The following is a 24230-nucleotide window of genomic DNA, read 5'->3' as shown; positions in this document are numbered from 1 at the left end:
GGTGCGAAGGTTCATCCGCTGGCAGAACGCGGGTGCCCTACTCTGCCGGCGTGAGTTGCTGCCGGTTCAGCCGCAGGGCCGCGGTCTCGCGCACGCGAACCCGGGCGCGGCGCTTGCGCCACCAGATCACGACGCCGGTGACCGAGAGCGCGGCGACCACGAGGCCCATCACCGAGATCAGGATGCGCCCGAACAATCCGACGATGCGGCCCGAATGCAGCGGAAACTGCGCCTGCACGAAGATGTCGGCGGCGGTGCCGACCCAGGGCAGTCGCTCGCCGATGGGACGGCCGTCCTCGCTGTCGTAATAGAGCTGCGCCGGGCCGACGCCGCCGGCGCCGTGATCGTCGCCGGGGTGGAAGAAGGCGGCGGCATAGACGCCATGGGCCGGGCCGTAATTGATCGACCCGACCGGGACCGTCCATCCACGCGCCTTGCCGTCGGCCGCGGCGCGCGCGGCGATGTCGGCGAAGGTGACCTTGGGCTCGATGGGATCGTCGAGATCGCGATACGGCCGCTGCTCATAGGGAGTCGGGGTGTAGTTCGACACCATCTTCATCAGCGGCGAGAACACCTCAAAATAGAGGTTCAGCGAGAACGCCGTGAAGGCGATGATGAACAGCACGCCCCAGGTCCACAGGCTGAACGCGCGGTGAATGTCGAAGTTGATCCGGTAGGCGCTCCCTGAGGTCTTGATGGTCCAGGCCGGCGCCCAGCGCGCCCAGAAGCCGCGCTCGAGCTGGCGCGCGACCTCGGGCGCCCGCGCCGCCTTGGCGCGCCGGCGCGAAGGTAGTGTCAGGTAGAAGCCGACGAAGCAATCGATGGTCCAGATGATGGCAATGATGCCGAGCACGCGCATGCCCCAGCGGTCGCTGCCCCAGAATTCCGGAATGTGCATCGTGTAGTGCAGCTTGTAGAGAAACGAGACGAAATTTTCCCGCGTGACGGGCCACACCGCCCCCCAATAGCGCCGGCCAAGCTCCGCGCCGGTGTTGGGATCGAGGAAGACCTGATTGTAGTTGAGCGGGTAGCGCTTGCCCGTCGCGGGATCGATCCGCGGCATGACGAAGAACCACAGCGAGTGGCCCTGCTCCGGCGTCATGAAGAGGTAGACGACGCGCGCGCGGGGATCACGCTGCTCGATCATCTTGGCGAGCTCGAGCGAGGGAATGGCCGGCCCCTTCGTCGAGACATCGAACAGATGGCTGTTCAGGACGTCGTCGATCTCGTGATCCCAGGAGATGATCGCGCCGGTGATGCCGGAGAAGAACAGGAATCCGGCCGTGAGCAGTCCAGCCCAGCGATGCAGCCTGCCGAATATCGCTCTCATCGTCTTCCACTCTCATCCAGCGGGTCCGGCCCCCGGGTGCCGGACCGTCTTTGATTTCACCAGCGATAAGTCAGCTTGCCGATCGCCTTGCGTCCCTCGGCATAGAAGCAGCCCGCGAGGCTGTAGCACGCAGCGACGTAGCGCGTGTCGGCAAGGTTGGTCACGTTCAGCGACAGGCGCCAATTGTCATGGGTGTAGGCCAGCAGCGCGTCCAGCACGGTCGAGGCGCCCACCTTGAAGGTGTTGGCGTCGTCGCCCCAGGTCGCGCCGACATAGCGGATGCCGCCGCCGAACTGCAGGCCCGCGAGCGGCCCGTTCTGCAGCGTGTAGTCGCTCCACAGCGAAGCGCGGTTGAGCGGCACGGTGACCGGCGCCTTGCCGACGTTGACCGGATCCTGCGTGACCATGGCGTCGACATAGGCATAGGCCGCGCGCAGGTTCCAGCCGTCGGCGAGCGACATCGTGCCTTCGAGCTCGATGCCGCGCGACTTCACCTGCCCGATCTGTTCGTAAAAGGTGGCTGCAGGCACGTACACAGCGAGGTTGTCGCGCGTCAGGTCGAACGCGGCGAAGGTGAGCAGCGCGTTCCAGCCGATCGGCTGGTACTTGACGCCGACCTCGTACTGGACGCCGGTCTCGGGATTGAGCATCTGTCCGCCAAATCCGGTCGCGAGCAGGGGCAAAAACGATTCCGAGTAGCTGAAATAGGGCGCGATGCCGTTGTCGAAATTGTACATCACGGCGGCGCGGCCGGTGAAGGCCGAGGCGTCCTTCGCGACCGTGGTGTTGAAGATGCCGTTGTCGACCTGCGTCGTCACGAAATCCTGGCGGCCGCCGAGCTGGAACGAGAGCCGGCCGAGCTTGATCTGATCCTGCGCGTAAACTCCCACCTGCGACTGCTTGACGCCGGTCTTGTCGCTCGGCAGGCCGTCCACGGCATAGTCGTAGCTGTACACCGGATTGAAGACGTTGATCGTCGGAGACGAGGTCGTCACGCCATAGGCGGTGTCGCGGAACGACGTGTTGCGGTAGTCGACGCCGACCAGCGTGGTGTGGCTGAGAATGCCGGTGGTGAACTTGCCCTGGAGCTGATTATCGACGGCGAAGGAATTGATGTAGGAGTTGCTGTAGCTGCCATAGCGCGCGAGCTGCCCTGCGGCTTCATCGGCATAGCCGCCGCCGTAGAACACCTTTTCCTCGTTGTGCTGATAGGCGTAGCGCAGGTTCTGCCGGAACGTGAGGTAGTCGGTGAAATCGTGCGAGAGCTGGTAGCCGATTGTTGCGATCTCGGTGTTGAACGCGTCGAAGCTCGGCACGCCTGCGAAGAACGAGACCGGGATGGTGCGGCCGTTGTTCGGCCACACCGTGCCCGAGGCCGGCAGGAACTGGAGGCCCCACCCTGCCCGATCCCTCTGGTAGTTGGCGAGCAAGGTGATGGTGGTGTCCTCGTTCGGCTTGAAGGTGACGGCGGGCGCGATGAAGACGCGATTGTCCTTGCTGAAGTCGACCTGGGTTTCGCCGTCGCGCACGACGCCGGTCAGGCGCCACAGCACGGTGCCTTCATTGTTGGCGGGGCCGCCCATGTCGAACTGGCCCTGATAGCGGTTGAAGCTGCCGCCGGAGATCGAGACCTCGCCGAACTGCTGCGCGGTCGGCAGCTTGGTCACGTAATTGAGGATGCCCCCGGTGCCGCTGCCGCCATACATCGCGGAGGACGGGCCCTTGAGCACCTCGAGCCGCTCCGCCCCATAGGGATCGAGGCCGTTGAAATGCACGTAATTGCTGGAGGGAATCCGCAAGCCGTCGACGTAGAGGCCCGGCATGGTCATGTCGAAGCCGCGGATCTGGAGGCCGCCGAAGCGGGTGTCGGAGCCGCCATTGACGTCGCCGCTGACGCCGGCGGTGTAGCGCAGGGCCTCGCCGATCGAGACCGCGCCCTGGTTCCTGACCTGGTCGGTGGTGATGACGGACACCGACTGCGGCGTTTCGATCAGGGGTGTGTCGGTCTTGGTCGCGGTACCGCTGCGCGTGGCGACAAAACCGCGTACCGGACCATTGGCGCGTTCGCCTGTGGCGCCATTCGATGACGCCGACTGCGTTGGCGCAGCCTGCTGCGCCGGGCCGCTGCGATTGGCGCGTGCGGTTCGCGCCGCCGCCGCCCGTCGCGAGGACGCAATGGCCGCAGGACGGGCGCGCTGCGCCGGCGCTTCGACGGTGACCGCGGGAATTTGCGTCTGCGCCTCCACGGTAGCGAAGGGAATGACGAGAGAGAATGTGCTGACCGCCCCGAGGAAAAGCACCTGAATCTGTCGACGACGCGTGTCGCCACGCGAAGAAAATTGAAAGTCGCTCACGTCTTTCGAGGCCCCACGCACTGCCGGCTTCGCCGGTACCGTTTTTGATGCCCCGCCCTAGCTCAGCCGGTTTTCGAGTGCGATAGGAACCGCGTTAGAATTTCTCCAGACGTGTGCGCCGCACCTGCGACGAATGCGCTCAGGCGCGCTTCGCAGTTTGGAATGTTTCCAGGCAGAAGCAGAATCGCCCTGTCTGAAACATCGGGAAATGTTTCAGCGATGCCGCAGCCGGCGATTGACCCGGCGTGCCAGGTAATCGCCCGCGCTCTGGACGATCTGCACCAGGGCGATCAGCACGACCACGACGGCCAGCATCATCTCCGGCATGAAGCGCTGATAGCCGTAGCGGATGCCGAGATCGCCAAGGCCCCCGCCGCCCACCGCGCCGACCATCGCGGAGTAGCCGAGCAGGCTGACGACGGCGAGCGTCAGCGCCAGCAGCAGTCCCGGCAGCGCCTCCGGTATCAGCACCTTGAACACGATCTGGAGCGGCGAAGCGCCGAACGAGGACGCGGTCTCGATCAGGCCGCCGTCGACCTCGCGGATCGCAGCCTCGACGAGGCGCGCGATGAAAGGCGTCGAGGCAATCGTCAGCGGCACGATCGCCGCCGTCGAGCCGATCGAGGTGCCGGCAACGAGGCGCGTGAACGGGATGATGGCAACGACCAGGATGATGAAGGGCGTCGAGCGCGTCGCATTGACGACGATGCCGAGCACGCGATTGACGATGGGTGCCGCGAACAGCTCGCCTTTGCGGCTGGTGGCCAGGAACACGCCGAGCGGCAGGCCGAAGGCGGTGCCGAGCAGCGCGGCGATGCCGACCATGTACAGGCTTTCGAAGGTGGCCTGGATGATCAGGTTGATGAGTTCAGGCGACATAGCCGAGACGCTCCGCCGAGAGTTGATATTGAGAGAGCCAGGCGAGCGTCCGCGTCACCGCGTCCTCGCCGCCGGGAAGTCCGAGCGTGAGCGAGCCCACATGCTGGCCGCCGATCTCGTCGATGCGCGCCGACAGCAGCGCGACGTCGAGCCCGAGCTCGCGCGCGAGCCGGGCTACCAATGTGTCGCCGGCCCCTGCCCCGCGCACCTGGACCCGGATCACGGCCTGCCCGCCGGCAGGCTGCTCCGAAACGATCCGGCTCGCCAGCGACACCGGCAGGCTGTCGCCGATCACCTCGGCCAGGAAGGACTGCGTAATCGGATGTTTGGGATGCGTGAAGATGTCGGCGACGTGGCCGCTCTCGACGACGCGGCCGGCGTCTAACACCACCACCTCCTTGGCGAGTTGGCGCACCACGGACATCTCATGCGTGATCAGCACGATGGTCACCCCGAGCTCGCGGTTGATGCTCGCAAGCAGATCGAGGATCGCCCGCGTGGTCTGCGGATCGAGCGCCGAGGTCGCTTCATCCGACAACAGCACGCTCGGCCGCGTCGCCAGCGCGCGGGCGATGCCGACGCGCTGCTTCTGGCCGCCCGATAGTTCTGAAGGATAGCGATCGTGCTTGTCGGCGATACCGACCAGTGTGAGCAGCTCGGCGACGCGGGCCTTGATGTCGGCCTTGGCCCAGCCGGCGATCTCCAGCGGCAGCGCGATGTTGTCGGCGGCAGTGCGCGAGGACAGCAGATTGAAATGCTGGAAGATCATGCCGATCGAGCGCTGCGCCAGCCGCAGCTCGCGGCCGGCGAGCGCCGAGATATCCCTGTTGTCCACGATCGCGCGGCCCGTGGTCGGCTTCTCCAGCCCGTTGATGAGCCGGACCAGGCTCGATTTGCCGGCGCCGGAGCGGCCGATCACGCCTGTGATGGAACCGCGCGGTATCGCGAAGTCGATGTCTTGCAGCGCGTCGACGCCGGGCTTGCCGCGATAGGCCGGATAGGTCTTCGAGATACCGGCGAAACGGACCATCGCGTCGGGCTCGGCCGGCGCGGGTGAAATCGCTTCAAGCGTTTCGATCGGTTGTCCGATCGCGAGCGATTGGTGGGCATTCATGGAGGCAGCCTTCATGCACAATAGTTCGCGTTCCCGGTTGCGCGCTCGGGAACCAAGTCGCATCGCGCGACGGGAGAAAGACAGCGGCGAGGATCCGGAACGAACGCGCTGCACCGCAGCACGCACCATCGCCTTTTCCAGTCTTTCTTGCAATTTCAGATATTTGGCAGGAGTTGGACGAAGATTTCCCTATCACTCCCTGAAGCAGAAAATTCCTCCGCCGCATCAGCCTCCACACTGGCTCGGTAGACCCTCAGCCAGGGCAGCACGATCAGCAGGTGCCCGCGAAATAGAGCAGTCCGAAGGCCCAGAACTGCCCTTCCGGATATAGCCGCTGCCGAAATACACCGGCGCAGGTCCGGTGCGTAAGAAGCGAGATCACGCCATCAGGCCGAGCGAATACATGTAAAGCATGGCCAGCGTCGTGACTGGTAGGTCGGCGATGCCCGAGCCGACCGCCAGCACCCACCGGCAGCACTGCGGTGGCATGCGAAGTAGATCCCTCGATTGCCGTCGCGTCGTTCCGGCCTGACGGAGCCCTTTTGTCTTTGCGCCGCGTATACGGATTGTCCTCGGTGCAATCAATGGCCGTCTGGACCATCTTTTGCGATGGCTTCGCCAGGTTGCCGACAGCAATGTCAGCGCACAACAGCGTCACGAACACGTGGCCTGATTGGGCTGCAACGAACGCTCGACAGAAACGGACCCTTGCGCCTATCTTCGCGCCATGAGCCACGATCACGACCATCACCACGATCACGACCATTCCGAGCTGTCCGAGACCGAGCTGCGCGTGCGCGCGCTCGAGACGATCCTGACCGAGAAGGGCTATGTCGAGCCGGCTGCGCTCGATGCCATCATCCAGGCCTATGAGACCAAGATCGGCCCGCACAATGGCGCGCGCGTCGTCGCCAAGGCCTGGACCGATCCGGCGTTCAAGAAGGCGCTGCTGGAGGATGGCTCCAAGGCCATCGGCACGCTCGGCCATGTCAGCCGGGTCGGCGATCATCTCGTCGTGGTCGAGAACACGCCGCAGCGACACAACATGGTCGTGTGCACGCTGTGCTCCTGCTACCCCTGGGAAATGCTGGGGCTGCCGCCGGTCTGGTACAAGGCTGCGCCCTACCGCTCGCGCGCGGTGAAGGATCCGCGCGGCGTGCTCGCCGATTTCGGGGTCGCGCTGCCCAAGGACATCGAGGTTCGTGTCTGGGATTCCACCGCCGAGACACGCTTCCTGGTACTGCCGATGCGGCCCGCCGGCACGGAAGGCTGGAGCGAGGAGCAGCTCGCCGAGCTCGTGACGCGCGATTCCATGATCGGCACTGGTTTTCCCAAGACGCCGGGAGCCCCGTCGTGAACGGCGTGCACGACATGGGCGGCATGGACGGGTTCGGCAAGGTCGAGCCCGAGCCGAACGAGCCGATGTTTCACTGGGAATGGGAATCGCGCGTGCTGGCCATGGTGCGCGCGATGGGCGCGGCCGGCGCCTTCAACATCGACACCTCGCGCTTCTATCGCGAGACCTTGCCGCCGCAGGTCTATCTGTCGAGCTCCTATTACAAGAAATGGTTTCTCGGGCTCGAGCAGATGCTGATCGACAAGGGCTATCTCACCCGCGAGGAGGTTGCTGCCGGCCATGCGATGCAGCCCGCAAAGGCGCTCAAGCACGGCACGTTCGACCGCGCCAATGTCGAGCGCGTGATGGTGCGCGGCAAGTTCGACCGCCCTGCCCCGGCTCCGGCGAAATTCAAGATCGGCGATCGCGTGCGGGCGAAGAACATCCATCCTGCGACCCACACGCGGCTGCCTCGCTATGTCCGCGGCCATGTCGGTGTCGTCGAGCTGAATCACGGCTGTCACGTGTTTCCGGATACGGCGGCGATGGAGCGCGGCGAGAACCCGCAATGGCTCTATACCGTGGTGTTCGAGGGCCGCGATCTCTGGGGCGAGGACGGCGATCCCACGCTGAAGGTCTCGATCGACGCGTTCGAGCCCTATCTGGATCCGGCGTGATGAGCGGCGCACTTGCGGCCGCGGCGACGGCGGCAATCCCGAGCATTCCGCGCGACGATGACGGCCCGGTGTTCCGCGCACCCTGGGAGGCGCATGCGTTCGCGATGGCCTTGAGCCTGCACGAGCGCGGCGTGTTCACCTGGCCGGAATGGGCCGCAGCCTTGGCCTCCGAGATCAAGCGTGCCCAGGCCGCGGGCGACCCTGACACCGGCGAGACCTACTATCTGCACTGGCTCGCCACGCTGGAAGGCCTCGTCGCGCGCAAGGGCGTCGCCTCGCTGGAGACGCTGCACCGCTACCGCGATGCCTGGGACCACGCCGCCGATCGCACGCCGCACGGCAAGCCGATTGAGCTGCGGGACGAGGATTTTCAGTAGCTGATCGCTGAGTTCGTCACTGCGAGCGAAGCGAAGCAATCCAGAATCCTCCGCGGCGGCAGTCTGGATTGCTTCGTCGCATCAGCGCAAAATTGCTGCGCAATTTTGTCGCGAGCTCCTCGCAATGACGGCGGAGCGACCCTACCGCCCTGCCACGTACTCGTTCCACCCCCTCGCCCGCAAACTGCAGGCCGGGCACTCGCCGCAGCCATAACCCCATTCGTGCCGCGCGCCGCGTTCGCCGAGATAGCAGGTGTGCGATTGCTCACGGATCAAATCGACCAGCCCCTCGCCGCCGAGATCGTGCGCCAGCTTCCAGGTCGCGGCCTTATCGATCCACATCAATGGCGTGTGCAGCTCGAAGGGCCTCGCCATGCCAAGCGAGAGCGCGGCCTGCACGGCGCGGATGGTCTCGTCGCGGCAATCGGGATAGCCGGAATAGTCGGTCTCGCACATGCCGCCGACGATGTGGCGGATGCCGCGCCGGTAAGCGAGCGCTGCGGCGAAGGTCAGGAACACGAGGTTGCGGCCCGGCACGAAGGTGTTGGGCAGGCCGTCCGCGCCCATCGCGATCGCGACGTCGCGGGTTAGCGCCGTCTCGGAGACGGCCGCCAGCGTCGGGATCGACAGCGTGTGGCTCTCGCCCAGCTTTGCGGCCCAATCGGCGCGCAGGCCCTTGATGCCGTCGAGCAGGCGGTCGCGGCAGTCAAGCTCGATGGCGTGGCGCTGGCCGTACTCGAACCCCAGCGTCTCCACGCGGGCGAAGCGGCTCAAAGCCCAGGCGAGGCAGGTGGTGGAATCCTGGCCGCCGGAGAACAGCACCAGCGCGGTTTCGGAAGAAAATGCGTCGCTCATGGCCCGCGCTTTAGCATTGCGCGACTTGCTCGCCAATCGGTGGAAATCGGCCTGTTCCGCCGCCTTGCGCTGGGATCGGGGGTCCGCTTTTGGCATAAGGCTCTGGACCCCAGGAGACTGCCCGGCAATGACCCCCTCCCGCGATATCTCCCGCCTGATCGAGATCATGGCGGCACTGCGCACCCCGGTGACCGGCTGCCCTTGGGACCTCGAGCAGGACTTTGCGACGATTGCGCCCTACACGATCGAGGAAGCCTATGAGGTGGTCGACGCCATCACCCGCGGCGATCTCGACGATCTCAGAGAGGAGCTCGGCGATCTCCTCCTTCAGGTTGTGTTCCACGCGCAGATGGCCTCAGAGCAGAACGCGTTCGATTTTGGTGACGTGGTCGAGGCCATCACCCGCAAGATGATCCGCCGCCATCCCCACGTCTTCGCCGACAAGGACGGCAATCTCGCCCCGCACCACGTCAAGGAGGTCTGGGACCGCATCAAGGCCGAGGAAAAGGCCGAACGCGCCGCGCGCCGGCCGCCGGAAGCGACGCCGACGCACAAGTCGCTGCTGTCGGGCGTGAAGGCCGGCCAGCCGGCGTTGACGCGCGCGATGGAGCTGCAGCGCAAGGCCTCCACCGTCGGCTTCGACTGGAACGACCCGCGCGCGGTCCTGCAGAAGATCCGCGAGGAAGCCGACGAGATCGAAGCCGCGCTGGACCGCAACGACCGCGCGGGCCTGGCGGAAGAGACCGGCGACCTGATGTTCGCCCTCGTCAATCTCGCCCGCCACGTCGACGCCGATCCGGAAGCCGCGCTGCGCGCGACCAACGCCAAATTCGAGCGGCGCTTTGCCTATATCGAGCGGGCGCTGGCGGCGCAGGGCCGCACGCTCGAGCAGGCCTCGCTGGCGGAGATGGACGCGCTGTGGAATGCGGCGAAGACCGCCACTTAGCCGGGTGCGGTGGCAGAGAGATCCGGCAACACCATCCACCGCCGATCGGTCAGCAATGTACCCCGATTGACCGCCCCCAGCGGCTCGCACGGAAAGATGCGTCAAGCCGCCGCCATGAAATTGTCACCGCAGACAGTCTAAAGTTGTATAGTTCTGACGCAGCCACCCCCCCCTACGGCAGGTGAAGCGCGATGCCATTGAAACATTATTCAGTCCTCAAGGGACGCCCGATTGCGATGCGTTTCGGCACCGGCAGGTCGCCGCACTATCAAGTCCATATCGTCGCCGGCGGTGAAGATTTCCGTATTGCCGTCAACGTGCAGTCGGCCGACGGAAGCGAGGTCGAATTCCTGGTGCGATCTCGTTTCGTCCATCCGATCACCGAACGACTCGCGGCACTCCCGGAGGGGCTGCACCCGCAGGCCCCCCAGCCCAACAGCATCGCGCTGGACTTCATCCGCGGTAATCTGATGCAGCCCCAGGAGATGGTGCCGCTACCGCTGTCCGTACCTGGGCCGGACAACGACCTCAACGAGAAGCTCGACCAGTTCGTCCAGCGCGCACTCTCGGACGAAAGCGCGATGGTCTACGCGTTCGGCGAGACATGGGGCCCCGAGACCAAGGCGGACAATTATTTCGGCTTCAGGCCGGGACGCGGCATTCACGACATCCATATGAACCAGGGAAATCCCATCGGAAGGTTCTCGGGCGACAACGGGCCGTGGCAGGACGGCGGGCTCGTGTTCGAATTCCCGGAGCAAAATTTATGGACGGCAGTCCTTCTCAAATTCCAGACGCAGGCCTGGCACACTGACGACGAGACCGGTCATCCGATTGATCTCGGCGGCGGCACGCCGACAGCGCCGCTGGATCCGACGGCCCCTCCGACAGAGGAAATGCCGGATGGGCTCGTGCGGATCATTGCGGCAATCGTCAACGCCGTGAAGACGCCGGAGCGCGAAGTCGTCACACTGCTCAACACGGCCGATCGCGACATCGATCTCACCGGCTGGAAGCTGGCCGACAAGCAGAAGAAGAAGATGACGCTGTCGGGGACGATCGCAGCCGGAGGAACGCTCGCCGTCGTCGTGGAGAAGCCGATGGAATTGTCGAACCAGGGCGGCATTATCTCGCTGCTGGACACGCGTGGTATCAAGGTTCACGGCGTCGCCTATACCAGGGCGCAAGCCAAACATCCGGGCCTGACAATTCCGTTCTGATGTGCTGATCAAGCCCGCAACCGACCAGCGTCAGCACGCCGCCAGGTCGGCTGCCGTCCGTGCCCCGTGCCCCGTGCGCAGAGCGCACGAGGGTGTATAGATCCATGCCGCGTGTGATCTCTCGTCGCCAGATGCGATCGATGCCGCGCACCAATGGCATCGCGCCGTTATGTGGCGTGATGCGGCACGGCGTCGAACCTGTTCACCACGATATCCCGCTTGGTCTCGTCCACCCGCACCGTCATATCGAAGCGGCCGTCGTGCAGCTCCTTCGACAGCACCTCGGCATTGCGGTGCAGCCAGCTGATGCCGGCGCCGTCGGCGGCGTCGATCGAGAGATCGAGCGTGGTGCGCTTGGCGGCCAGGCGTTGCTCGATCGCGGCGAGCAGAGCATCGATGCCCTCGCCCGACACGGCTGAGACCAGCATCGCCGGATGATCCTCCGGCCTGCGCGCGGCGATGTTGAGCAGCTCTTCACGTTGCTCGGGATCGAAACGGTCGATCTTGTTCCAGACCTCGATGATGCGGCCGGAATCGTCGGGGTTGATGCCGAGCTGGCGCAGCACCGCGTCAACGTCGCTCTGCTGCGCCTCGGCGTCTTCATGCGAGATGTCGCGGACATGCAGGATGACGTCGGCCTCCAGCACCTCCTCCAGCGTGGCGCGGAAGGCGGCGACGAGCTGCGTCGGCAGGTTGGAGATGAAGCCGACGGTGTCCGACAGCATCGCCTTGCCGCCATGCGGCAGGTTGAGCGCCCGCAAGGTGGGATCGAGCGTCGCAAACAGCATGTCGGCCGCCTGCACGTCGGCGCGGGTCAGGCGATTGAACAGCGTCGACTTGCCGGCATTGGTGTAACCGACCAGCGCGACGACGCGATACGGCACGCGTTGGCGGCCGGCGCGATGCAGCCGCCGCGTCGCCTGCACCTTTTTCAGCTCGCTCTCCAGCTTGGAGATGCGCTCCTGGATCAGGCGACGGTCGGCCTCGATCTGGGTCTCGCCGGGACCGCCCATGAAGCCGAAACCGCCGCGCTGGCGTTCGAGATGGGTCCAGGAGCGCACCAGGCGCGAGCGCTGGTAGTTGAGATGCGCAAGCTCGACCTGCAGCGAGCCTTCCCTGGTCTTGGCGCGACGGCCGAAGATTTCGAGGATGAGCCCGGTTCGGTCGAGCACCTTGGCGTGCCATTCCTTCTCGAGGTTGCGCTGCTGGATCGGCGACAGCGCGCAATCCATCACCACGAGCTCGACCTCGAGGGTCTTGATCAGCCCGGCGATCTCCTCGACCTTGCCCTTGCCGATATAGGTCGCGGGCCGGATCTGGCTGACCGGGGCGACGGTGGCGTCGGCAATGACGAGATCGATCGCGCGCGCAAGGCCCGCGGCTTCATCGAGCCGGGCCTCGGTGTCTCGCAAGGCATGAGTCTCCGATTGCGCGTCGGCACCGCCCGCGCGCACGCGCAAGTAGGGACCGATGACAAGCACCCGCCCCGTCTGCGTAGCCCCTGCCGACCGTGGACGGTCGGCATCCCCGTCGAAATTCCGGGGTTCCAATCAGATCACTCTCAAGCCGGCTGGTCCTCGCCGCCTTCGAACAGCTGAATCGGAGCGCCCGGCATGATGGTCGAGATCGCATGCTTGTAGACGAGCTGCGAATGACCGTCGCGCCGAAGCAGCAAACAGAAATTGTCGAACCAGGTCACGATGCCCTGGAGCTTCACTCCGTTGACCAGAAAGATCGTCAGTGGCGTCTTGGTTTTGCGAACGTGATTTAGGAAGGTGTCCTGTAGGTTTTGTGCGCGGTCTGCCGCCATTGTTTTTTTCTCGCTTTGAGTTTCTTTTTATTGCGCCGGATGCGGCCCTCTTTGTGGAGTTCGGGGCCTCCTCCGGTTGCCGTCCCTCATGAGATCCCCCTCGGAAGGAACAGCGGTTCGATTAGAGGACAGGTCGGGATATTAGGCAAGCCGCTTCAAGCGGCAGGCCCGGCCCTATTGCCCCGAAAAATTACGGAAATCGATGATTTTCTTCGCCTATTGTCGAGATGCCGCCGCGGCGTCGCAGCCTTAGCCGACGCCGAGCGCTTTCAACTTCCGGTGCAAGGCCGAACGTTCCATGCCAACGAACTCGGCCGTTCGGGAAATATTTCCTGAGAAACGGCTGATCTGTGCAATCAAATAGTCGCGCTCGAACACTTCGCGTGCCTCGCGCAGCGGCAGGCCCATGATGTGCTCGCCATTGTTGCTGGTCGGCATCGCCGGCACCATCGAGCCGACGTCCTGCGGCAGCATGTCGGCGGTGATGATGACCTCCGGCCCACCGGCGGCCAGAATCATGACTCTTTCAACATTATTGCGGAGCTGACGCACATTGCCGGGCCAGACATGCGATTGCAGCACCGCCATCGCGTCCTGACCGATCTGGCGCCTGGGCAGGCCGCTGCCCGCCGAGATCTGCTCCATGAAATAGTCGATCAATTCCGGAATGTCCTCGCGCCGCTCCGACAGTGCAGGCACGCGGATCGGCACCACCGAGAGCCGGTGGTAGAGATCCTCGCGGAAGCGGCCGGCCGTGATCTCCTCTTCGAGATTGCGGGCGGTCGATGAGATGATGCGCACGTCGACCTGCACCTTGGCGGTACCGCCGACGCGCTGGAACGACTGCTCCACCAGCACGCGCAGGATCTTGTTCTGGGTCTCGCGCGGCATGTCCGCGATCTCGTCGATGAACAGCGTGCCGCCATGCGCTTCTTCGAGCGCGCCAGGCTTGCGCGGCTGCTCGCCATTGGACTGCTCGACGCCGAACAGCTCATGCTCCATCCGCTCGGGTGTGATCGCGGCGGCGTTGATGACGACGAAGGGGCCGTCGGCGCGGCCCGAGGCGGCATGCAGCGTGCGCGCGGTCAGCTCCTTGCCGGCGCCGGCGGGGCCGACGATCAGGATGCGGCTGTTGGCCTTGGCCGCCCGCTCGATGGTCTGGCGCAGCTGGTTCATGCTGGGCGAGCGGCCGACCAGCTGGCTGGCGCTCGGCGCGAGCTGCTTCAGCTCCTTGACCTCGCGCTTGAGCCGCGAGTTCTCCAGCGCTCTGGTCGCGACCAGGATGAGGCGGTCGGCCTTGAACGGCTTCTCGATGAAATCGTAGGCGCCACGCTTGATCGCGGCGACCGCGGTCTCGATGTTGCCGTGGCCGGAGATCATCACGACGGGCAGATCGGCATTGTCCTTCTTGACCTGCTCCAGGAGCTGCAGGCCGTCGAGCTTGGAGCCCTGCAGCCAGATGTCGAGGAATACCAGGTGCGGCCGACGATTGGCGATCTCGGCAAGCGCCGAGTCGCTGTCGCGTGCGGTCCTTGTGACGAATCCCTCGTCTTCGAGAATGCCCGCAACGAGATCCCGAATATCGGCCTCATCATCGACAATCAGAATTTCACTTGCCATGGATCGCGCCTGTCTTGTCAGCTGCCTGTTGAGGCTTCGATTTTGGTTGAATCATTGGTCTTTTCAGCCGGCTCTTTGGTTCCGGCGGCCGGCTCTTTTGTTTCCCGGTTCTCGACGGATTCCGTCACCGTTTGCGTGATGTCGGCTTTGGAGGTCGTCTCGGTCGCGGCGTTGGCCGCCGGCACGTGCTCCGTTTTCGCGGGTTGCCCTGAGACGGCAAAGCGCATGCGCATCCAGGCGCCGCGCTGGCCTGCACGGAAGTCGGAGGCATCCTTCAGCTCGATCCGCCCGCCATGGTCTTCCAGCACGCGGCCGACGATGGCGAGCCCGAGCCCGGTGCCCTTGGCGCGCGTGGTGACGTACGGCTCGAGCAGGCGCGAGCGCGCGACCTTGGGCAGGCCGATGCCGTTGTCGATGACGTCGATCAGCACGTCGTCGCCCTCGCGCGACACCACGACGTCGATACGGCCCTTGCCATCGTCCTTGCCGAGCTCCTCGGGCGGGACCTGCTCGATCGCCTCGGTGGCGTTCTTGACGATGTTGGTGACCGCCTGCGAGATCAGGCGCCGGTCGAACTGGGCGCGCAGCGGATCCTGCTTGAACTCAGCCTCGATGTCGATCTCGGGATGGGCGACCTTCATCAGGAACACCGCCTGGCGCACGGTGTCGGCGACGTCCTCACCCTCCATCACGGGCTTGGGCATCCGCGCAAAGCGCGAGAACTCGTCGACCATGCGCCTGATGTCGTCGACCTGGCGCACAATGGTGTCGGTGCACTGATCGAAGATCTGCTTGTCCTTGTCCTCGGTGATGGTCTTGCCGAACTTGCGGCGGATGCGCTCGGCCGAGAGCTGGATCGGGGTCAGCGGGTTCTTGATCTCGTGGGCGATGCGGCGCGCGACGTCGCCCCAGGCCGAGGTGCGCTGCGCCGAGACCAGCTCGGTGATGTCGTCGAGCGTGATGATGTAGCTGTCGTGCGGCTGGTTCTTCTCGGCGCTGACGCGGACCGAGAGGTTGCGCTCGGTGCCGTCGCGGGTGATCGTGATCTGGCCCTGCACCAGGCGCTGGGTCCCTTCCCGCGCGGTCTTCATCATCTCGTCCAGCTCGGGCAGCACGTCGGAGAGCGGGTGGCCGAGCGTCTCGGCTTCGGAATGCCCGATCAGCTTCTCGGCGGAGCGGTTGAGGATGCCGACGCTGCCGGACGCGTCGACGCCGATGATGCCGGCGCTCGCCGAAGACAGCACCGCTTCGATGAAGCGGCGGCGGCTGTCGATGAGGTCGCTGGCGCTCACGAGCTCGTCGCGCTGGCTGCGCAACTCCTGCGTCATCTTGTTGAAGGTCTCGCCAAGCTGGGCGAGGTCGCCTTCCGACTGGTGCACGGGCACCTGGACGTGCAGGTCGCCGGTCGAGACCGTGTGGGCCGCATTCATCAGCCGCCGGATCGGCGAGACCAGCGAGTTGGCGAAATTGAGACCGATCAGCACCGAAGCCATCAAGATGGTCAACGCGATCACCGCGAACATCAGCGCGAAGGCGACCTGGATACCGAGCCGGCGCGATTCGATCTGGGCGTATTCGGCGACGCTGACCTCGGTCTGCTTGAGCTGATTGACGACATTCGGATCAAGCGGCCGGGCGACATAGAGGAAGGTGTCGTTGAAGGCACGCAGGCGGATCACCGCGGCGACGAAGCTCGCATCGGGGAGCACCGCGATCTCGGGCTCGGCCTCGTTGACGTTGCTGAGAAAGTCGGGCGCGGGCGGCGAATAAGCGAGCCGCATGCCGGTGTCGGCGGATTCCAGAATGTTGGTGTTCTTGTCGATGATCATCGCGCCCGGCAGGTTGCGGGACGCGGCGCTCGCCGTCAGCATCTCGCGAAACGTGCGGCGGTCCTGGTCATAGAGCGGCCGGGCATGGGCGATGTCGTTGGCCATGCCGAGAATGTCGCCGCGGATCAGCTGCGCATGGTCCTGCATATAGGCCCGCGCGATCGTCAGCGAGTTCTGGATGACCTGCTTGGTCGGCCCGGAGAAAAGCCGGTCGAGGCCGCGCTCGATGGTGACATTGGCGACGACGGCGACCAGCACCGCCGGCAGCACCGCGACGATCGAGAACAGGCTGACGATCTGGACGTGAAGACGCGCCGCCGCCCTGCCCCGCCGCCGCGCCAGGATCAGCTGCCAGAGTTCCCGGACGATGATCCCGACCAGCAGCAGGATCGTGGCGGCATTGATCAGATAGAATGTGCGGACCACCCCGGGCGTCGGCTCGATCGTGCTCAGACCGGTCAGGACCAGGAAGGTCAGGAAGGCCGACAGCAGCGCCAGCGCGACGGCAAAGGGCGCCAGCCAGCGTCGCACCGACCAACGCCGGGGCTCTTCCGCTGGGGCCGTGTCAAAGTGTGCGGCCGAGGTCTCTGCGCTGGTCATTCCGGCAATGGTGGTGCTGAAAACGGGTCCGCGGACGCGCGGATACTGATGTATTCGTACCACATTGTTGCCGAATTGCGACAATTCCGCGGCGCCTTGGCCGCGGCCGCCCCGCGCAATCCACAGGCACATGCCGGAGGGACGGGAACGGATTCCCGCCATTCCGGCTTGATCAGCATGGATAAGATCTGTCTCGCGACGATGGTTTCGGCCGTTCTGCTGCTGATCGTGGCCTCCGACCTCCTGGTCAACGGCCTCGGCCATAAGCAGGACCCGGTGACTCTCGCCAGCGTGATGCCGGCATCTGGGCGGCTGGTCAGATAGATGTGATGCCGCGCGCTGCGGCCTAACAAATTTAAATGGGCGACCGGAACATTTGGGCCCAGCGCGGACTTCTGCTCACCGCGTCAGCCACAACGGCCAGCGCGATCCGGACAGGCTCAGCTCTGCCTTGGTAGGGGGAGCTGAGCCACCGTCCGCTTCGAGAGACTAGCCCCCGCTCCGATACACCTGGATGTCGAGGTCCCGGATCTTCTTCCGCAGCGTGTTGCGGTTGAGACCGAGCAGGTCCGCGGCGCGGATCTGGTTGCCGCGGGTGGCGGCGAGCGCCGCCGTCAGCAACGGCACCTCGATCTCCTTGAGGATGCGGTGATAGAGGCCCGGCGGCGGCACGCCGTTCGGGAAGCCCTGGAAGTGCGAGGACAGATACGCCTCCACGGCGCCGCCGAGATTGTCGACGCCCTGCTGGACCGCGGCGCCCGGGCTGACCGAGGGCGGTGCGAGCTCGCCATCGATGACGGAGGACGTGATCACGTCCTGCGGATAGAGCGCGGCGAGGCGTCGGGCGAGGTTTTCTAGCTCGCGCACGTTGCCGGGCCAGCGGTGCTGCTTCAGCCGCTCCAGCGCCAGCGTATCCAGTTTCTTCGGCGGCAGTCCGTCCTTCTCGGCCAGCGTGAAGAAGTGCCGCACGAGATCCGGCAGGTCCTCGATGCGTTCGCGCAACGGCGGCAGCCGCAGCGGCACGACATTGAGGCGGAAGAACAGGTCTTCCCGGAACAGGCCCTGCTGGATCAGGACGCGCAGATCCTTGTTGGAGGCCGCGACGATGCGCACGTCGGTCTTGATCGGGGTGCGGCCGCCGACGGTGGTGTATTCGCCCTGCTGCAATACGCGCAGCAGGCGGGTCTGCGCCTCCATCGGCATGTCGCCGATCTCATCCAGGAACAGCGTGCCGCCCTCGGCCTGCTCGAAGCGGCCGGAGGCGCGGGTGTTGGCGCCGGTGAAGGCACCGCGCTCGTGGCCGAACAATTCGGACTCGATGAGATCGCGCGGGATCGCCGCCATGTTGACCGCGACGAACGGGCCGTTGCGGCGCTTGCCGTAATCGTGCAGCGCCCGCGCCACCAGCTCCTTGCCGGTGCCGGACTCGCCCGTGATCATCACGGTGAGGTCGGTCTGCATCAGGCGCGCCAGAACGCGGTAGATTTCCTGCATCGCCGGCGAACGGCCGACCAGTGGGATCGCCTCCATCTCGGCGTCCTCGTCCGGCGTCGAGGTTCGCTCCTTCGGCTCGGCGAGCGCGCGGCCGACGATGGCAATCAGCTCCTTGAGGTCGAAGGGCTTCGGCAGATATTCGTAAGCCCCGCGCTCGGAGGCGCGGATCGCCGTCATGAAGGTGTTCTGCGCGCTCATGACGATGACGGGCAGGTTCGGCCGCATCTTCTTGATCCGCGGCAACAGGTCGAAGGCGTTTTCGTCCGGCATCACCACGTCGGTGATGACGAGATCGCCCTCGCCCTGGCTGACCCAGCGCCACAGCGTCGCGGCATTGCCGGTCAGCCGCACTTCGTAACCGGCGCGGGACAGTGCCTGATTGAGAACGGTGCGGATGGCGGTATCGTCATCGGCTACGAGAATGCTACCTGCGGGCATTGTTAATCCTCATTTTGCCCCCTGTGACGCAGGCGACGACTTCCCGGCAGAGCCGTCGCGACTGCTTTGATCGGCGTGTTTCACCGATGTGGAATACATCGGCATCAGCACGCGGAAGGTGGTCTTGCGCGGCTGAGATTCGCATTCGATGATGCCCCCGTGATCGCCGACGATCTTGGCAACCAGCGCCAGGCCGAGACCCGAGCCGGTCTGCTTGGTGGTCACGAAGGGGTCGAACAGGTTGGGCAGAAGATCGTCGGGCACGCCGGGTCCGTTGTCCTTCACGCAGAATTCGAGCGGAAGGGATACCCGGGATTTTTGACCGGGGACTGACAGGCGCACACCGGGACGGAACGCGGTGGTGAGCTGGATCTCGGCGTCGGGCACGTCGATCAACGCTTCGGCGGCGTTCTTCACGAGATTGAGGAACACCTGGATCAGCTGGTCCTGGTTCGCCAGCACCGGCGGCAGCGAGGGATCGTAGTCCTCGATGAAGCGGATGTTGCGGGCAAAGCCCGACTGCGCCAGCCGCTTCACGTGATCGAGCACCGAATGGATGTTGACGGGGCCGCGCACCACGGGGCGCTCGTCGCCGAACACCTCCATGCGGTCCACCAGCGTCACGATGCGGTCGGCCTCGTCGCAGATCAGCCGCGTCAGCATGCGGTCCTCGGACGAGGCCTGCTGCTCCAGTAGCTGTGCTGCGCCGCGAATGCCCGAAAGCGGATTCTTGATTTCGTGCGCGAGCATCGCTGCTAGCGCTATCACCGAGCGCGCTGCGCTGCGGTGAGTGAGCTGCCGATCCATCTTGTCGGCGATGGTGCGCTCCTGCAGCATCACGACGATATGGCCGGGCCGCTCGGTGAGCGGCGCGACATGCAGGTCGACCTGGCGGTCGCCGCCCATGCGCGGCGTACCGAGATCGACCTTGTATTCGTTGACCGGCGAGTTCGACGAGCGCACCTGGTCGATCAGCGCCAGCAACGGACTTCCGAACGGCACCAGCTCCTTCAACGACTGCCGCTTCAGGAATTGCGTCGAGATCTCGAAGAAGGCTTCGGTGGCGATGTTGGCGGCGACGATCTTGCCGTCCGGCCCGATCATGAGCACGGGGTTGGGCAAGGCATCCAGGATGGCGTCGCTGTCGGACTGAAGCGGCCGACGATGTTCAGCGGCTGAGCTCATGCAGCAGCGCTCCATGCGAAGTCGTCGAAGGCGTCTTGCAGTGAATCGTGAACGAGGCGCGGATCCTCCGAGACCAGGATTTTCTGCCGCCAGGATTTCAGCTTCTCGGCCGGCGCACGGCTCGCCTGCGCTGCGACGTCGAGCGCCCAGCCCAGATGCTTGCGGGCGTGCCTCAGCCCGATGCGCAGACCATAGAGCGCACAAACGCCGTCATAGAGCGTGCGGACATAATGCAGCTGCGTTTCGAGCGAGGGCGCGGCTTCCTCGGCCCCGCCCTTCAGGCGGCGGCCGATCTGGCCCGGCAGCCAGGGCTGGCCCTGCGCGCCGCGGCCGATCATCACGGCGTCGGCGCCCGAGGCGTCCAATGCCGCGAGCGCCTTCTCGTAGGAGGTGATGTCGCCGTTGACGACGAGCGGAATGGAGACGGCCTCGCGCACGGCGCGGATCGCATCCCAATCGGCCTCGCCCTTGTAGAACTGGCAGCGGGTGCGGCCGTGCACGGTGACGAGCTTGACCCCGGCGGCCTGCGCGCGCCGCGCCAGCTCCGACGCGTTGCGGCTGCGGTCGTCCCAGCCGAGCCGCATCTTCAGCGTCACCGGCACCTTCACCGCCGCGATCGTCGCCTCGATCAGGCTGACGGCATGGTCGAGGTCGCGCATCAAGGCCGAGCCGGACTGGCCGCCGGTGACGTGGCGGGCGGGACAGCCCATGTTGATGTCGATGATATCGGCGCCTTCCGCTTCGGCGATCCGGGCGCCTTCGGCCATCCAGTGCGTCTCGCAGCCGGCGAGCTGGACCACGTGCGGGCCGATGCCGGTGGCTTCGCAGCGCAACCGGGACATCCGGTGGCCATTGGCGAGCTCATCGCTCGCGGTCATTTCAGACACGACCAGACCAGCCCCAAGCTCGGCAGCCAGCCGGCGGACGGGCGAGTCAGTCACACCCGACATCGGTGCCAGGAAGACCGGGGCGGCGACTTCAATATCGCCTATTTTCAACGGCTTAGAGCCTGATACTGCCGAGCCGGTCACGGGGGTCTCGTTGACTGGGCAGGGCCTCATCGCGCCTGCCATGATCTATCTTGCGCACAATTCTTGTGCAGTCAAGCGTCATGCCTACAGTTTAGACAGTTCTGTAGATCTTTCAAGTGCAGTGCAGCAAAATGCTGTTTCCCACAATCCAGGGAAACCCCCTTTTTTTGCGGGCCTGCCGTGCTAGAGGCATGCCGGCAAATCACCCCTGCTCTTTCATTGGCAACTGAGTATTTGAGTCCTATGGCGAAATCACAGCGCACCGCGGTCGTCCTCGTCGCAGCCGGGCGTGGATTGCGCGCCGGCGCCGGCGGGCCGAAGCAATATCGCGAGATCGGCGGCGTGCCCGTGATTTATCGCGCGATGGAAGCCTTCAGCCGCCACGCCGATGTGTTTGCGGTGCAGCCGGTGGTGAACCCCGACGACAGCGCCATGTTCACGGCAGCGGTCGCAGGGCTGAGGCATGAGCCGCCGGCCAATGGCGGCGCGACGCGGCAGGCTTCGGTGCTCGCCGGCCTCGAGGCCCTGGCCAAGCACAAGCCGGACATCGTGCTGATCCACGACGCCGCGCGGCCCTTCGTTTCGGAAGGCGTAATCTCGCGCGCGATCGAGGCGGCGGGCCGCACTGGTGCTGCGATCCCCGTTGTTCCCGTCACCGACACCATCAAGGTCACCGGCGAGAGCGGCAACGTCGAGGCCACGCCGGACCGCGCTTCCTTGCGAATCGCACAGACGCCGCAATCCTTTCGTTTCGACGTCATCCTCGAGGCGCATCGTCGCGCGGCAAGGGATGGACGCTCGGATTTCACCGACGATGCCGCGATTGCCGAATGGGCGGGATTGACGGTCGCAACCTTTGAAGGCGATGTTGCCAACATGAAGCTCACCACTCCCGAGGATTTCGTGCGCGAGGAAGCGCGCCTGGCCGCCCAGCTTGGCGACATCAGGATCGGCACCGGCTACGACGTGCACGCCTTCGGCGAAGGCGACCATGTCATGATCTGCGGCGTGCGCGTGCCGCACACCAAGGGCTTTTTGGCTCATTCCGACGGCGACGTCGGCCTGCATGCGCTGGTCGACGCCATTCTCGGCGCGCTCGCCGACGGCGACATCGGCTCGCACTTTCCGCCGAGCGATGCGAAATGGAAGGGCGCCTCCTCCGACCAGTTCCTGAAATATGCCATCGAGCGCGTCGCAGCGCGCGGCGGCCGCGTCGCCAATCTCGAGGTGACGCTGATCTGCGAGCGGCCGAAGATCGGTCCATTGCGCGACACCATGCGCGCGCGCATCGCCGAGATCTCCGGCGTCGAGATCTCGCGCGTCGCGGTAAAGGCGACCACCAGCGAGCGGCTCGGCTTCACCGGCCGTGAGGAAGGCATCGCGGCCACCGCGAGCGCCACCATCCGCCTGCCCTGGGGCGTGTAAGGCCATGGGCGGCAGCGACGCACGCGCCCTCTCCCGCTCGCTGCTCGATCTGTGTCGGATGCGCAAGCTGACGATCGCGACCGCCGAATCCTGCACCGGCGGTCTCGTTGCGGGCGCGCTGACCGACATCCCCGGCTCGTCGGATGTCATCGACCGCGGCTTCGTCACCTATTCCAACGAGGCCAAGCGCGCGATGCTTGGCGTCGAGGCGAGCACGCTTGCGAATTTCGGTGCGGTGAGCAAGGAGACCGCGACCGCGATGGCGATCGGTGCGCTGGAGCGCGCCGATGTCGATCTCGCCGTCGCCATCACCGGCATCGCCGGCCCGGGCGGCGCCACGCCCGGCAAGCCGGTCGGTCTCGTGCACTTCGCCGCCGCCGCGCGCGACGGCCGCATCATCCACCGCGAGCACCGCTTCGGCGCCATCGGCCGCAGCGCGGTGCGCGCCCGCTCGGTCGTCGAGGCGCTGCGCATGCTGATGGATCTGGCCCGCGGCCCGCAAGTCGCGGCCAAGCCGCAACGAGCCGCGGCAAGCCGTCTGCGCCCGCGCGTGACCCGCTCGCCGCGCCGGCATGTGGTGAAGCGCCGGCCGCCACGTTCGCCGCGGGGATAAAACGCCTCAGGCCGCCGCCGCAAGCAACGCGCTCGCATGATCGAGCACGCACTGCTTGACCGCGTCGGCTTCAGACGGCTTCGCCTTTGCGCGAACCGTCAATTCCAGGATCGGTGCCGCGGGATTGGCGACATCGAGAACCTTGGTGACGGAGACGGCAGGCGCAGCCTGCTCGTCCATGCGGGAGTCGTTGCGCAATTCCTTCAGGATGCGATCGGCCAGCGTATTGGCCGCGCCGGCGGGGACCGGAAACGTCACCTTGACCTCACCCGTGCCGGGATAGGCGCTATGGTTGATGATGGCCGCGCCCCAGACCTGTCCATTCGGCAACAGGATCTGCGTGTTGTCGGGCGCGACCAGCTCGGTCATGAACAGCGACAACGACCTCACCTTGCCGGCCTTGCCGGCGACCTCGACATCGTCGCCGATGTGAAAGGGCCGGAACAAGAGCAGCATCACGCCGGCGGCGAGATTGGACAACGTGCCCTGCAAGGCGAGACCAATGGCGAGCGAGGTCGCGCCCAGCACGGCGACCAGGCTCGCCGTCTGGATGCCGAAGAGCTGCAGCACGGCGATGCCGACGACCGCGAGGACGCCATAGCGCGCAAGGCTGCCCACGAACAGCGTCACCAGCGGGTCGACGCGGTGCGTGACGCTGAGGACTCGCGTGACGAAACGCTGCATGGCGCCGGACAGATACCAGCCGACCGCGAGCAACAGGATCGCGTAGATCGCGTTCAGGCCGTACAGGACGAGCGACGCTTTCAGCGTGTCGAAATTGATGGTCATGGCGGCTCCAACCCGGACTCGTCGGTTGAGAACGCGCCGCAATGCGAAATGATCCCCGCGACGGCTGAGGCGGAACACGGGAGGAAACTCTTGGTAGGATGGATTAGTCGACCAGATGCGCCACGCGCATCTGGTCGGCGTAATCCACCTCGTCTGTCCCCGCGGCGGCAGTCACGGTGGATTACGCCTTCGGCTCATCCACCCTAACGAGATCTTGCGTTGCCCGACGGGCAAAACACCCGATCGGCTGGTCAATCCGCGTGCGCGAAAAGATTCGCCTTTACAGAATTTCCGATTTGTCGCATTCT

The 24230-nt window shown here is 65.4% G+C and carries 21 protein-coding genes and 1 pseudogene; 8 read left to right on the top strand and 14 right to left on the bottom strand.

Annotated elements, in window-relative coordinates; all coding sequences use genetic code 11:
- Window positions 1-37 precede the first annotated feature (37 nt).
- The 5 genes and pseudogenes from fsrB to N2602_RS19750 all read right to left on the bottom strand — a co-directional run.
- A complete protein-coding gene (gene fsrB, locus N2602_RS19770; RefSeq protein WP_260379153.1) occupies window positions 38-1330 on the bottom strand; it encodes a siderophore utilization protein FsrB in 1293 nt (430 codons plus the stop codon).
- Between the two features lie 56 nt (window positions 1331-1386).
- On the bottom strand, window positions 1387-3705 hold the full coding sequence (locus N2602_RS19765) for a TonB-dependent siderophore receptor (protein WP_260379152.1): 2319 nt from the start codon (window positions 3703-3705) through the stop codon (window positions 1387-1389).
- Window positions 3706-3897: 192 nt separating this feature from the next.
- Window positions 3898-4563, bottom strand: coding sequence for a methionine ABC transporter permease (locus tag N2602_RS19760; protein WP_212257066.1), 666 nt, complete (start codon window positions 4561-4563; stop codon window positions 3898-3900).
- The gene (locus N2602_RS19755) at window positions 4553-5692 is read right to left on the bottom strand and encodes a methionine ABC transporter ATP-binding protein (protein ID WP_260379150.1); all 1140 of its coding nucleotides are present in this window, start codon (window positions 5690-5692) and stop codon (window positions 4553-4555) included. The genes N2602_RS19760 and N2602_RS19755 overlap by 11 nt, the downstream gene beginning before the upstream one ends.
- Before the next feature lie 233 nt (window positions 5693-5925).
- Window positions 5926-6173: pseudogene (locus N2602_RS19750) on the bottom strand (anion permease); the annotation flags it as partial.
- 231 nt (window positions 6174-6404) lie between these two features.
- Between N2602_RS19750 and nthA the strand changes: the two are divergent.
- The 3 genes from nthA to N2602_RS19735 are packed head-to-tail and all read left to right on the top strand — an operon-like array spanning window position 6405 to window position 8067.
- Entirely contained in the window at window positions 6405-7034 is a 630-nt protein-coding gene (gene nthA / locus N2602_RS19745) for a nitrile hydratase subunit alpha (protein ID WP_260379149.1), read from the top strand.
- Window positions 7031-7690: a nitrile hydratase subunit beta gene (gene nthB / locus N2602_RS19740; protein ID WP_260379148.1), complete on the top strand. Its 660-nt coding sequence runs from the start codon at window positions 7031-7033 to the stop codon at window positions 7688-7690. Before nthA ends, nthB begins: the two co-directional genes overlap by 4 nt.
- Window positions 7690-8067: a nitrile hydratase accessory protein gene (locus N2602_RS19735; protein ID WP_260379147.1), complete on the top strand. Its 378-nt coding sequence runs from the start codon at window positions 7690-7692 to the stop codon at window positions 8065-8067. Before nthB ends, N2602_RS19735 begins: the two co-directional genes overlap by 1 nt.
- 141 nt (window positions 8068-8208) lie before the next feature.
- Here the strand turns inward: N2602_RS19735 and queC are convergent, their stop codons facing one another.
- The gene (gene queC / locus N2602_RS19730; protein WP_260379146.1) at window positions 8209-8922 is read right to left on the bottom strand and encodes a 7-cyano-7-deazaguanine synthase QueC; all 714 of its coding nucleotides are present in this window, start codon (window positions 8920-8922) and stop codon (window positions 8209-8211) included.
- Between the two features lie 127 nt (window positions 8923-9049).
- On the opposite strand from queC, the gene mazG reads away from it, so the two are divergent.
- Both mazG and N2602_RS19720 read left to right on the top strand, forming a co-directional pair.
- Window positions 9050-9868 carry a nucleoside triphosphate pyrophosphohydrolase gene (gene mazG / locus N2602_RS19725; RefSeq protein WP_260379145.1) on the top strand — a complete coding sequence of 273 codons (819 nt, stop codon included), beginning with the start codon at window positions 9050-9052 and terminating at the stop codon, window positions 9866-9868.
- Window positions 9869-10059: 191 nt separating this feature from the next.
- Entirely contained in the window at window positions 10060-11088 is a 1029-nt protein-coding gene (locus tag N2602_RS19720; protein WP_260379144.1) for a DUF2278 family protein, read from the top strand.
- A 167-nt stretch (window positions 11089-11255) separates the two neighbouring features.
- Here N2602_RS19720 and hflX read toward each other — a convergent pair whose 3' ends face one another.
- The 4 genes from hflX to N2602_RS19700 form a co-directional block, all read right to left on the bottom strand.
- Window positions 11256-12638, bottom strand: a complete 1383-nt coding sequence (gene hflX, locus N2602_RS19715) for a GTPase HflX (protein ID WP_260379143.1) — start codon at window positions 12636-12638, stop codon at window positions 11256-11258.
- Between the two features lie 11 nt (window positions 12639-12649).
- Complete coding sequence (gene hfq, locus N2602_RS19710) at window positions 12650-12898, bottom strand: RNA chaperone Hfq (RefSeq protein WP_007591126.1); 249 nt, start codon at window positions 12896-12898, stop codon at window positions 12650-12652.
- A gap of 249 nt (window positions 12899-13147) precedes the next feature.
- On the bottom strand, window positions 13148-14518 hold the full coding sequence (locus tag N2602_RS19705) for a sigma-54 dependent transcriptional regulator (protein WP_172788962.1): 1371 nt from the start codon (window positions 14516-14518) through the stop codon (window positions 13148-13150).
- Between the two features lie 17 nt (window positions 14519-14535).
- Window positions 14536-16947: a PAS domain-containing sensor histidine kinase gene (locus N2602_RS19700; RefSeq protein ID WP_260379142.1), complete on the bottom strand. Its 2412-nt coding sequence runs from the start codon at window positions 16945-16947 to the stop codon at window positions 14536-14538.
- A gap of 177 nt (window positions 16948-17124) precedes the next feature.
- Here N2602_RS19700 and N2602_RS19695 point away from each other — a divergent pair, with 177 nt between their 5' ends.
- The gene (locus N2602_RS19695; protein WP_172788964.1) at window positions 17125-17271 is read left to right on the top strand and encodes a hypothetical protein; all 147 of its coding nucleotides are present in this window, start codon (window positions 17125-17127) and stop codon (window positions 17269-17271) included.
- A gap of 165 nt (window positions 17272-17436) precedes the next feature.
- Here the strand turns inward: N2602_RS19695 and ntrC are convergent, their stop codons facing one another.
- Genes ntrC through dusB form a run of 3 tightly spaced genes read right to left on the bottom strand, consistent with a single transcriptional unit; the run spans window position 17437 to window position 21062 of the window.
- Window positions 17437-18879 carry a nitrogen regulation protein NR(I) gene (ntrC, locus tag N2602_RS19690; protein WP_128261688.1) on the bottom strand — a complete coding sequence of 481 codons (1443 nt, stop codon included), beginning with the start codon at window positions 18877-18879 and terminating at the stop codon, window positions 17437-17439.
- Window positions 18880-18888: 9 nt separating this feature from the next.
- Window positions 18889-20064, bottom strand: a complete 1176-nt coding sequence (locus N2602_RS19685; protein WP_172788966.1) for a nitrogen regulation protein NR(II) — start codon at window positions 20062-20064, stop codon at window positions 18889-18891.
- Window positions 20061-21062: a tRNA dihydrouridine synthase DusB gene (gene dusB / locus N2602_RS19680; protein WP_260383684.1), complete on the bottom strand. Its 1002-nt coding sequence runs from the start codon at window positions 21060-21062 to the stop codon at window positions 20061-20063. The genes N2602_RS19685 and dusB overlap by 4 nt, the downstream gene beginning before the upstream one ends.
- Before the next feature lie 276 nt (window positions 21063-21338).
- Here dusB and N2602_RS19675 point away from each other — a divergent pair, with 276 nt between their 5' ends.
- Window positions 21339-22520 (top strand): bifunctional 2-C-methyl-D-erythritol 4-phosphate cytidylyltransferase/2-C-methyl-D-erythritol 2,4-cyclodiphosphate synthase, encoded by a 1182-nt coding sequence (locus N2602_RS19675; protein ID WP_260379141.1) that lies wholly within the window; start codon window positions 21339-21341, stop codon window positions 22518-22520.
- A gap of 4 nt (window positions 22521-22524) precedes the next feature.
- Window positions 22525-23133 carry a CinA family protein gene (locus N2602_RS19670; protein WP_157284384.1) on the top strand — a complete coding sequence of 203 codons (609 nt, stop codon included), beginning with the start codon at window positions 22525-22527 and terminating at the stop codon, window positions 23131-23133.
- Between the two features lie 6 nt (window positions 23134-23139).
- Here the strand turns inward: N2602_RS19670 and N2602_RS19665 are convergent, their stop codons facing one another.
- The gene (locus tag N2602_RS19665) at window positions 23140-23922 is read right to left on the bottom strand and encodes a mechanosensitive ion channel family protein (protein ID WP_260379140.1); all 783 of its coding nucleotides are present in this window, start codon (window positions 23920-23922) and stop codon (window positions 23140-23142) included.
- Window positions 23923-24230 lie beyond the last annotated feature (308 nt).

Source organism: Bradyrhizobium sp. NC92, assembly GCF_025200865.1.
Classification (GTDB): Bacteria; Pseudomonadota; Alphaproteobacteria; order Rhizobiales; family Xanthobacteraceae; genus Bradyrhizobium.
This window is presented reverse-complemented; position numbering and strand designations above follow the sequence as displayed.

Excerpts from the sequence above, each read along its gene's own strand:
- fsrB (WP_260379153.1), bottom strand. The coding sequence starts at position 1,330 with ATGAGAGCGATATTCGGCAGGCTGCATCGCTGGGCTGGACTGCTCACG.
- mazG (WP_260379145.1), top strand. The coding sequence starts at position 9,050 with ATGACCCCCTCCCGCGATATCTCCCGCCTGATCGAGATCATGGCGGCA.
- N2602_RS19720 (WP_260379144.1), top strand. The coding sequence starts at position 10,060 with ATGCCATTGAAACATTATTCAGTCCTCAAGGGACGCCCGATTGCGATG.
- N2602_RS19665 (WP_260379140.1), bottom strand. The coding sequence starts at position 23,922 with ATGACCATCAATTTCGACACGCTGAAAGCGTCGCTCGTCCTGTACGGC.
- nthA (WP_260379149.1), top strand. The coding sequence starts at position 6,405 with ATGAGCCACGATCACGACCATCACCACGATCACGACCATTCCGAGCTG.
- ntrC (WP_128261688.1), bottom strand. The coding sequence starts at position 18,879 with ATGCCCGCAGGTAGCATTCTCGTAGCCGATGACGATACCGCCATCCGC.
- N2602_RS19705 (WP_172788962.1), bottom strand. The coding sequence starts at position 14,518 with ATGGCAAGTGAAATTCTGATTGTCGATGATGAGGCCGATATTCGGGAT.
- N2602_RS19670 (WP_157284384.1), top strand. The coding sequence starts at position 22,525 with ATGGGCGGCAGCGACGCACGCGCCCTCTCCCGCTCGCTGCTCGATCTG.
- N2602_RS19735 (WP_260379147.1), top strand. The coding sequence starts at position 7,690 with ATGAGCGGCGCACTTGCGGCCGCGGCGACGGCGGCAATCCCGAGCATT.
- N2602_RS19695 (WP_172788964.1), top strand. The coding sequence starts at position 17,125 with ATGGATAAGATCTGTCTCGCGACGATGGTTTCGGCCGTTCTGCTGCTG.
- N2602_RS19685 (WP_172788966.1), bottom strand. The coding sequence starts at position 20,064 with ATGAGCTCAGCCGCTGAACATCGTCGGCCGCTTCAGTCCGACAGCGAC.
- N2602_RS19675 (WP_260379141.1), top strand. The coding sequence starts at position 21,339 with ATGGCGAAATCACAGCGCACCGCGGTCGTCCTCGTCGCAGCCGGGCGT.
- N2602_RS19755 (WP_260379150.1), bottom strand. The coding sequence starts at position 5,692 with ATGAAGGCTGCCTCCATGAATGCCCACCAATCGCTCGCGATCGGACAA.
- N2602_RS19760 (WP_212257066.1), bottom strand. The coding sequence starts at position 4,563 with ATGTCGCCTGAACTCATCAACCTGATCATCCAGGCCACCTTCGAAAGC.
- hfq (WP_007591126.1), bottom strand. The coding sequence starts at position 12,898 with ATGGCGGCAGACCGCGCACAAAACCTACAGGACACCTTCCTAAATCAC.
- queC (WP_260379146.1), bottom strand. The coding sequence starts at position 8,922 with ATGAGCGACGCATTTTCTTCCGAAACCGCGCTGGTGCTGTTCTCCGGC.
- N2602_RS19700 (WP_260379142.1), bottom strand. The coding sequence starts at position 16,947 with ATGACCAGCGCAGAGACCTCGGCCGCACACTTTGACACGGCCCCAGCG.